The organism is Streptomyces sp. NRRL B-24085, from assembly GCF_001282115.1.
Classification (GTDB): domain Bacteria; phylum Actinomycetota; class Actinomycetes; order Streptomycetales; family Streptomycetaceae; genus Streptomyces.
Map to the genome: position 1 here is coordinate 22,998 of NZ_LJBR01000267.1, position 9,069 is coordinate 32,066.

Genomic DNA, 9,069 nt, shown 5'->3' on the forward strand with positions numbered 1-9,069 from the left:
GGTGGGGGTGGTTCGACAGTAGCTCCCCCGGGAGTGGGTGTCCATAGGTTGTCGAAGCGCTTCGACTACGACGCTCGGGCGTGTTCCGCACAGACGAGCCCCCGACACCGCCGCCCCGACCGGGCCTGGCCGTTCACCACCTCGACGAGCCCGGCTCCCTGCCTACCACGCCCGGCCGCGGGGGGCCATGGAACGAGCGGCGGCGCACCGGAGCAGCCCGCGGGCGGGCGCCGGCGGGGATGGGCACCGTACATCCATTCCGGGCCCCTGTTCGCCTGCGGCGGCCCGTTCGGCCCGGTGGGGGCTCTTCGGGGCATCGGCGGCTGCAACTCCCGAGGGGCGCGGGGAACCGCGCGACCAGCCACAACGCACCCACAGTCGCCCGACAACCCGGCGCACGTTCGACCGGGCACCGGACCGCATCGCGTCGACATGGGCCGAACGGCCGCGCGAGGGGTGGTGACCTCGCCCCGGATCAGGTACATACGATCGGGTAGCACCCGTCGGTAACCATACGGCCCCCAAGATCCCGATTCACGACGAGGTGAGCCTGATGTCCGCACCGTCCACCAAGCCCGTCGTCACCGAGCGCGAGGCCCGCGAGGTGGCGGAGGCCGCCCGTGAGCAGGACTGGCGCAAGCCCAGCTTCGCCAAGGAACTGTTCCTCGGCCGGTTCCGGCTCGACCTCATCCACCCCCACCCCATGCCCCCCGAGGAGGACGCCCGGCGCGGCGAGGAGTTCCTGGCCGCGCTCCGCGACTTCTGCGAGACCAAGGTCGACGGCGCCCTCATCGAACGCGAGGCCCGCATCCCCGACGACGTCGTGGCCGGCCTCAAGGAGCTCGGCGCGTTCGGCATGAAGATCGACACCAAGTACGGCGGCCTCGGCCTCACCCAGGTGTACTACAACAAGGCGCTGGCCCTCGTGGGTTCCGCGAGCCCCGCGATCGGCGTGCTCCTCTCGGCGCACCAGTCGATCGGCGTCCCCCAGCCGCTCAAGCTGTTCGGCACCCAGGAGCAGAAGGAGAAGTTCCTGCCCCGGTGCGCCCGCACCGACATCAGCGCCTTCCTCCTGACCGAACCGGACGTCGGCTCCGACCCGGCACGCCTCGCGACCAGCGCGGTGCCCGACGGGGACGACTACGTCCTCGACGGAGTGAAGCTGTGGACCACCAACGGCGTGGTCGCCGACCTCCTCGTCGTCATGGCCCGTGTCCCGAGGTCCGAGGGCCACAAGGGCGGCATCACCGCCTTCGTCGTCGAGACCGACTCACCCGGCGTCACCGTCGAGAACCGCAACGCCTTCATGGGCCTGCGCGGCATCGAGAACGGCGTCACCCGCTTCCACCAGGTCAGGGTCCCGGCGGCCCACCGCATCGGCCCCGAGGGCGCGGGCCTGAAGATCGCCCTGACCACCCTCAACACCGGCCGCCTCTCGCTGCCCGCCTCCTGCGTGGCGGCCGGCAAGTGGTGCCTGAAGATCGCCCGCGAATGGTCCGCCGCCCGCGAGCAGTGGGGCAAGCCGATCGCCCACCACGAGGCCGTCGGCTCCAAGATCTCCTTCATCGCGGCGACCACCTTCGCCCTGGAGGCCGTCCTGGACCTGTCCTCCCAGATGGCCGACGAGAACCGCAACGACATCCGTATCGAGGGCGCCCTCGCCAAGCTCTACGCCTCCGAGATGGCCTGGCTCGTCGCCGACGAACTCGTGCAGATCCGCGGCGGCCGCGGCTTCGAGACCGCCGAGTCCCTGCGGGCCCGCGGCGAGAAGGCCGTCCCCGCCGAACAGGTCCTGCGCGACCTGCGCATCAACCGCATCTTCGAGGGCTCGACGGAGATCATGCACCTGCTGATCGCCCGCGAGGCCGTCGACGCCCACCTGTCCGTCGCCGGCGACCTCATCGACCCGGAGAAGTCCCTCGGCGACAAGGCGAAGGCGGGTGCGAACGCCGGCGTCTTCTACGCCAAGTGGCTCCCCAAGCTCGTCGCGGGACCGGGCCAACTGCCCAACTCCTACAGCGAGTTCAAGCGCGAGGTCGACCTCTCGACCCACCTGCGCTACGTCGAGCGCACGGCCCGCAAACTCGCCCGCTCCACCTTCTACGCCATGTCCCGCTGGCAGGGCCGCATGGAGACCAAGCAGGGCTTCCTCGGCCGGATCGTCGACATCGGCGCCGAGCTCTTCGCGATGAGCGCGGCCTGCGTACGCGCCGAACTCCTGTACACCACCGAGGCCCACGGCCGCGAGGCCTACCAGCTCGCCGACGCCTTCTGCCACCAGTCCCGGCTGCGCGTCGAGGAACTCTTCGGCCGCCTGTGGAACAACACCGACGACCAGGACCGCAAGGTCGTCAAGGGCGTCCTGTCCGGCACCTACGCCTGGCTGGAGGACGGCATCGTCGACCCCTCGGGCGAGGGCGTCTGGATCGCGGACGCCACCCCCGGCCCCTCCGAGAAGGAGAACGTCCACCGCCCCGTCCGCTGACGGAACACGACAGCGCGCCCCCCGAGAGGGGGACGCGCTGTCCTCCTACACCGTCCTTACGGCCACAATGGAGGGATGAGCGACAGTCCAGCCCCTCTCGCCGACCCGCACCTGGTCTACGACCCTCTCGCGGGTGACGGCCCCAAGGACGTGGTGATCCTCGGTTCCACCGGCTCGATCGGCACCCAGGCCATCGACCTCGTGCTGCGCAACCCCGACCGGTTCCGGGTGACCGCGCTCTCCGCCAACGGCGGCCGGGTCGCGCTCCTCGCCGAGCAGGCGCACCGGCTCGGAGTGCGGACCGTCGCCGTGGCCCGCGAGGACGTCGTACCGGAGCTGAAGGAAGCCCTGAAGGCGCGATACGGCACCGGCGAACCGCTCCCCGGGATCCTCGCCGGACCGGACGCGGCCACCCAGCTCGCCGCCTCCGACGCGCACACCGTGCTCAACGGCATCACCGGCTCCATCGGACTCGCCCCGACCCTCGCCGCCCTGGAGGCGGACCGCACCCTCGCGCTCGCCAACAAGGAGTCGCTCATCGTGGGCGGCCCGCTGGTCAAGGCCCTCGCCAAGCCCGGGCAGATCATCCCCGTCGACTCCGAGCACGCGGCCCTCTTCCAGGCCCTGGCCTCCGGGACCCGCGCCGACGTGCGCAAGCTGGTCGTGACGGCGTCCGGCGGCCCCTTCCGCGGCCGTACCAGGGAAGAACTCGCGCACGTCACCGTCGAGGACGCCCTCGCCCACCCCACCTGGGCCATGGGCCCGGTCATCACGATCAACTCCGCGACCCTCGTCAACAAGGGCCTGGAGGTCATCGAGGCACACCTCCTCTACGACATTCCCTTCGACCGCATTGAGGTGGTCGTGCATCCCCAGTCGTATGTCCACTCGATGGTTGAGTTCACGGACGGATCCACGATCGCCCAGGCGACGCCCCCCGACATGCGCGGACCGATCGCCATCGGCCTCGGCTGGCCCGAGCGGGTCCCCGACGCCGCCCCCGCCTTCGACTGGAGCAAGGCGTCGACGTGGGAGTTCTTCCCGCTCGACAACGACGCGTTCCCCTCGGTCAACCTCGCGAGACACGTCGGACAGCTCGCGGGCACGGCCCCGGCGGTGTTCAATGCGGCCAACGAGGAGTGCGTGGAGGCCTTCCGGGCCGGCGCACTGCCGTTCAACGGGATCATGGAGACCGTGACCCGGGTGGTGGACGAGCACGGCACCCCGCGCGGGGGAACCTCGCTCACCGTCGCGGACGTCCTCGAAGCGGAGACCTGGGCGCGGACCCGGGCCCGGGAACTGACGGCACAGACGGCGGAGGCCCGTGCATGACGACCCTGATGTTCATCCTCGGCATAGTGCTCTTCGCCTTCGGCCTCCTGGTGTCGATCGCGTGGCACGAGCTGGGGCACCTGTCCTTCGCCAAGCTCTTCGGCATCCGCGTGCCGCAGTACATGGTCGGCTTCGGCCCGACCGTCTGGTCGCGCAGGAAGGGTGAGACGGAGTACGGCATCAAGGCCGTCCCCTTCGGCGGCTACATCCGCATGATCGGCATGTTCCCGCCCGGCGACGACGGCCGGATAAGCGCACGCTCCACCTCGCCCTGGCGCGGCATGATCGAGGACGCCCGCTCGGCCGCCTTCGAGGAGCTCCAGCCCGGCGACGAGAAGCGCCTCTTCTACACCCGCAAGCCCTGGAAGCGCGTCATCGTGATGTTCGCGGGCCCCTTCGCGAACCTGATCCTCGCGGTCGCCCTGTTCCTCACGGTCCTCATGGGCTTCGGCATCTCCCAGCAGACCAACACGGTCAGCTCGGTCTCCAAGTGCGTCATCGCCCAGAGCCAGAACCGCGAGACCTGCAAGGCCTCCGACCCCGCCTCCCCGGCCGCGGCCGCCGGCCTCAAGGCGGGCGACAAGATCGTCGCGTTCGACGGCGTGCGCACCGACGACTGGAACAAGCTCTCCGACCTCATCCGCGCCAACCCCGACAAGACGGTCCCGATCGTCGTCGAGCGCGACGGCAAGGACGTCACCCTCACGGCGAAGATCGCCAGCAACCAGGTCGCCAAGAAGGACTCCAGCGGCCAGTACGTCCAGGGCGAGTACGTCACCGCGGGCTTCCTCGGCTTCAGCGCCGCCACCGGCATCGTCAAGCAGGACTTCGGCGACTCCGTGGTGTGGATGGGCGACCGCGTCGGCGAGGCCGTCGACTCCCTCGCCGCCCTCCCCGGCAAGATCCCCGCCCTGTGGAACGCGGCCTTCGGCGACGCCCCGCGCGAGCCGGACTCCCCGATGGGCGTGGTCGGCGCGGCGAGGGTCGGCGGCGAGATCTTCACCCTGGACATCCCGCCCACCCAGCAACTCGCCATGGCGCTGATGCTGGTGGCGGGCTTCAATCTCTCCCTGTTCCTGTTCAACATGCTCCCGCTGCTCCCCCTGGACGGCGGCCACATCGCCGGCGCCCTGTGGGAGTCCCTGCGCCGCAACCTGGCCAAGGTCCTCAGGCGCCCGGACCCGGGCCCGTTCGACGTGGCGAAGCTGATGCCGGTGGCCTATGTGGTGGCGGGGATCTTCATCTGCTTCACGATCCTCGTTCTGATCGCCGACGTCGTTAACCCGGTGAGAATCTCCTAGCCATACGGCGTTCGAGGCGGCCCGGCGCATTGCGTGCCGGGCCGTTCTCCATTGAGTGGGTTTGAGCGGCGTGATGTGCTCGCGGCCGCACCCGTGCCGTAATCTCGAAGCCTGGAGCCCGCCGCTGACGGGACCTGGACCTTGATCCACGACTTGGGGTTGCACAGCAGATGACTGCGATTTCTCTCGGCATGCCGTCCGTTCCGACCAGGGTTGCCGAGCGCCGCAAGAGCCGGCAGATCCAGGTCGGGTCTGTGGCGGTCGGCGGCGACGCCCCCGTCTCCGTGCAGTCGATGACCACGACGCGTACGTCCGACATCGGCGCCACCCTCCAGCAGATCGCCGAGCTCACCGCCTCGGGCTGCCAGATCGTGCGCGTGGCCTGTCCCACACAGGACGACGCCGACGCCCTCGCGACCATCGCCCGGAAGTCGCAGATCCCGGTCATCGCCGACATCCACTTCCAGCCCAAGTACGTCTTCGCGGCCATCGAGGCCGGCTGCGCCGCGGTCCGCGTCAACCCCGGCAACATCAAACAGTTCGACGACAAGGTCAAGGAGATCGCCAAGGCCGCGCGCGACCACGGCACCCCGATCCGCATCGGTGTGAACGCGGGCTCCCTCGACCGCCGCCTGCTCCAGAAGTACGGCAAGGCGACCCCCGAGGCCCTGGTCGAGAGCGCCCTGTGGGAAGCCTCCCTCTTCGAGGAGCACGACTTCCGGGACATCAAGATCTCCGTCAAGCACAACGACCCGGTCGTCATGATCGAGGCGTACAAGCAGCTCGCCGCGCAGTGCGACTACCCGCTGCACCTCGGCGTGACGGAGGCGGGCCCGGCGTTCCAGGGCACGATCAAGAGCGCGGTGGCCTTCGGAGCCCTCCTGTCCCAGGGCATCGGCGACACCATCCGCGTCTCTCTCTCGGCCCCGCCGGTCGAGGAGGTCAAGGTCGGCAACCAGATCCTGGAGTCCCTGAACCTCAAGCAGCGCGGCCTGGAGATCGTCTCCTGCCCGTCCTGCGGCCGTGCCCAGGTCGACGTCTACAAGCTGGCCGAGGAGGTCACCGCGGGTCTGACCGGCATGGAGGTCCCCCTCCGCGTCGCCGTCATGGGCTGCGTGGTGAACGGCCCGGGCGAGGCCCGCGAGGCCGACCTCGGCGTCGCCTCCGGCAACGGCAAGGGTCAGATCTTCGTCAAGGGCGAGGTCATCAAGACCGTCCCCGAGTCCAAGATCGTGGAGACCCTCATCGAGGAGGCCATGAAGCTGGCCGAGCAGATGCAGGACGCGGGCGTGGAGTCGGGCGAGCCGTCGGTGTCGGTGGCGGGCTGACGGGTTTCTCGTCGTCCGGGTCCTCCGAACACCGGTCCAGGTGACTTCAGCCCGTCCGGCGTTTGAGGACGAGGCCCCTTCAGGGCCGATGGGGGTCTGGGGGCGCAGCCCCCAGGCACGGCAACACAAGTCAACAGTCACCGGAAGAGAAACGGCACCCCAACACGGGTCGGCACGGCTCAGCTTCCGCAGGTACAGTGCGGAGATCAGCAGACCCCAGTGTGAGGCCCCGCCCGTGTTGACCCAGACGACCTCCCGGGTCCTCGAACCGAGCGACCTGGACGCCGCGCTCGCCGTCCTCGACCGCGATCCGGTCGCGAACGCCTTCGTGACGTCGAGGGTCCAGGTCGCCGGCCTCGACCCCTGGCGGCTCGGCGGCGAGATGTGGGGCTGGTACGAGGACGGCATGCTCACGTCCCTCTGCTACGCCGGCGCCAACCTCGTCCCGATCTGCGCCACCCCGCGGGCCGTCCGGGCCTTCGCCGACAGGGCGAGGAGGGCCGGCCGCCGCTGCTCCTCCATCGTCGGCCCCGCCGAACCCACCGCCCAGCTCTGGCGCCTGCTGGAACCGAGCTGGGGCCCGGCCCGGGACGTCCGCGCCCACCAGCCCCTCATGGTCACCGACCGCATGCCCACCGACGTCGCCCCGGACCCGTACGTCCGCCGCGTCCGCAAGGACGAGATGGAGACGATCATGCCGGCCTGCGTGGCGATGTTCACGGAGGAGGTCGGCGTCTCCCCGCTGGCCGGCGACGGCGGCCTCCTCTACCAGGCCCGCGTCGCCGAACTGGTCGGCTCCGGACGCTCCTTCGCCCGCATCGACGAGCACGGCAAGGTCGTCTTCAAGGCGGAGATCGGCGCCGCGACGGACCGCGCCTGCCAGATCCAGGGCGTCTGGGTGGCCCCCGAGTACCGGGGCAGGGGAGTGGCGGCCCCGGGAATGGCCGCCGTGCTGCGCTACGCCCTCGCGGACGTGGCCCCGGTGGTCAGCCTCTACGTCAACGACTTCAACACGGCGGCGAGAAGGACGTACACCAGGGTCGGCTTCCGCGAGGTGGGCGCCTTCATGAGCGTCCTCTTCTGAGCGCGGCTGCCTGTACGCTCCCGGCATGGACCTCGTCATCGGCCCCCTGGACCTGTCCGCCCACGTGGACGAGGCCCTCGCGGTCCAGGCCATCGCCTTCGGCCTCGGTGCCGACGAGGTGGCGGTCCGCCGCCAGATCGTCCTGCGCCACATGACCTACCCCGGCGCGCGAGCCCTCGGCGCGACGGTCGGCGGCACCCTCGTGGGCTTCGTGTACGGCATGCCCAACGACCGCACCCACTGGTGGTCCACCGTCGTCGAGCCCTACCTCCGGGCCCAGCACAACGACATCTGGCTCGACGACTCCTTCGTGATCACCGAGCTGCACGTGCACCCGCACCACCAGAACCGCGGCATCGGCCGGTCCCTGATCACCACGATCACCGACGGCGCCACCCAGCCCCGCTCGATCCTCTCCGCGATCGACACCGACAGCCCGGCCCGCGGCCTGTACCACTCCCTCGGCTACCAGGACCTCGCCCGCCAGGTCCTCTTCCCGAGCGCCCCGAAGCCGTACGCCGTGATGGGCGCCCCGCTGCCGCTGCGGCGCCGCTGACACCGGATTTCCGCCCCCACCGCGCGCCCGGCTAACCTCCTTGCCATCACCCTTTCCCGGCAGGAGTACGAGAATCATGGCCAACGCACCGGTCCAGCGCATGTCCCAGTTGATGGCGAAGACGCTGCGCGACGACCCGGCGGACGCCGAGGTCCTCAGCCACAAGCTGCTCGTGCGCGCCGGGTACGTCCGCCGCACCGCCGCCGGCATCTGGTCCTGGCTGCCGCTCGGCAAGAAGGTGCTGGCCAACGTCGAGCGGATCGTCCGCGAGGAGATGGACGCGATCGGCGCCCAGGAGGTGCTGCTCCCCGCCCTGCTGCCGCGCGAGCCCTACGAGGCGACGGGCCGCTGGGAGGAGTACGGCGCCGAGCTGTTCCGGCTCCAGGACCGCAAGGGCGGCGACTACCTCCTCGGCCCGACCCACGAGGAGATCTTCACCCTGCTGGTGAAGGACCAGGCGTCCTCCTACAAGGACCTGCCGGTCATCCTCTACCAGATCCAGCACAAGTACCGTGACGAGGCCCGCCCGCGGGCCGGCATCCTGCGCGGCCGCGAGTTCCTGATGAAGGACTCGTACTCCTTCGACACCGAGGACGAGGGCCTGGCCCGGTCCTACGCCCTGCACCGCCAGGCCTACCAGAAGGTCTTCGAGCGGCTCGGCCTCGACTACCGCATCTGCGCCGCGACCGCCGGTGCCATGGGCGGCTCCAAGTCGGAGGAGTTCCTGGCCCCGGCCGAGGCCGGCGAGGACACCTTCGCCGACTGCCCGAACTGCGACTTCGCGGCCAACACCGAGGCGATCACCTACGAGTTGAAGCCGGTGGACGGCTCCGCCGTGCCCGCCCTCGAAGAGATCCCCACCCCGGACACCCCCACCATCGAGACCCTCGCCGCCCAGCTCGGCGTCGAGGCCTCCGCCACCCTCAAGAACCTCCTCGTGAAGGTCGACGGCGAGATCGTGGCCGTCGGCGTCCCCGGCGACC

Annotated in this window: 7 protein-coding genes; all 7 read left to right on the top strand. The window is 70.3% G+C overall.

Annotation, left to right across the window (positions count from 1 at the left end):
• The first annotated feature begins 553 nt into the window (after window positions 1–553).
• Window positions 554–2,485, top strand: coding sequence for an acyl-CoA dehydrogenase family protein (locus tag AOJ26_RS27365; protein WP_053851026.1), 1,932 nt, complete (start codon window positions 554–556; stop codon window positions 2,483–2,485).
• Window positions 2,486–2,560: 75 nt separating this feature from the next.
• Entirely contained in the window at window positions 2,561–3,817 is a 1,257-nt protein-coding gene (dxr, locus tag AOJ26_RS27370; RefSeq protein WP_053851027.1) for a 1-deoxy-D-xylulose-5-phosphate reductoisomerase, read from the top strand.
• 8 nt (window positions 3,818–3,825) lie between these two features.
• Complete coding sequence (locus tag AOJ26_RS27375) at window positions 3,826–5,118, top strand: M50 family metallopeptidase (RefSeq protein ID WP_086724135.1); 1,293 nt, start codon at window positions 3,826–3,828, stop codon at window positions 5,116–5,118.
• 170 nt (window positions 5,119–5,288) lie between these two features.
• On the top strand, window positions 5,289–6,446 hold the full coding sequence (ispG, locus tag AOJ26_RS27380; protein WP_053851029.1) for a flavodoxin-dependent (E)-4-hydroxy-3-methylbut-2-enyl-diphosphate synthase: 1,158 nt from the start codon (window positions 5,289–5,291) through the stop codon (window positions 6,444–6,446).
• 235 nt (window positions 6,447–6,681) lie between these two features.
• Window positions 6,682–7,530, top strand: coding sequence for a GNAT family N-acetyltransferase (locus tag AOJ26_RS27385; RefSeq protein ID WP_053851030.1), 849 nt, complete (start codon window positions 6,682–6,684; stop codon window positions 7,528–7,530).
• A 25-nt stretch (window positions 7,531–7,555) separates the two neighbouring features.
• Window positions 7,556–8,086 carry a GNAT family N-acetyltransferase gene (locus AOJ26_RS27390; protein WP_053851031.1) on the top strand — a complete coding sequence of 177 codons (531 nt, stop codon included), beginning with the start codon at window positions 7,556–7,558 and terminating at the stop codon, window positions 8,084–8,086.
• Between the two features lie 76 nt (window positions 8,087–8,162).
• The coding region (gene proS / locus AOJ26_RS27395; RefSeq protein ID WP_063790325.1) for a proline--tRNA ligase at window positions 8,163–9,069 on the top strand (907 nt) is incomplete at its 3' end.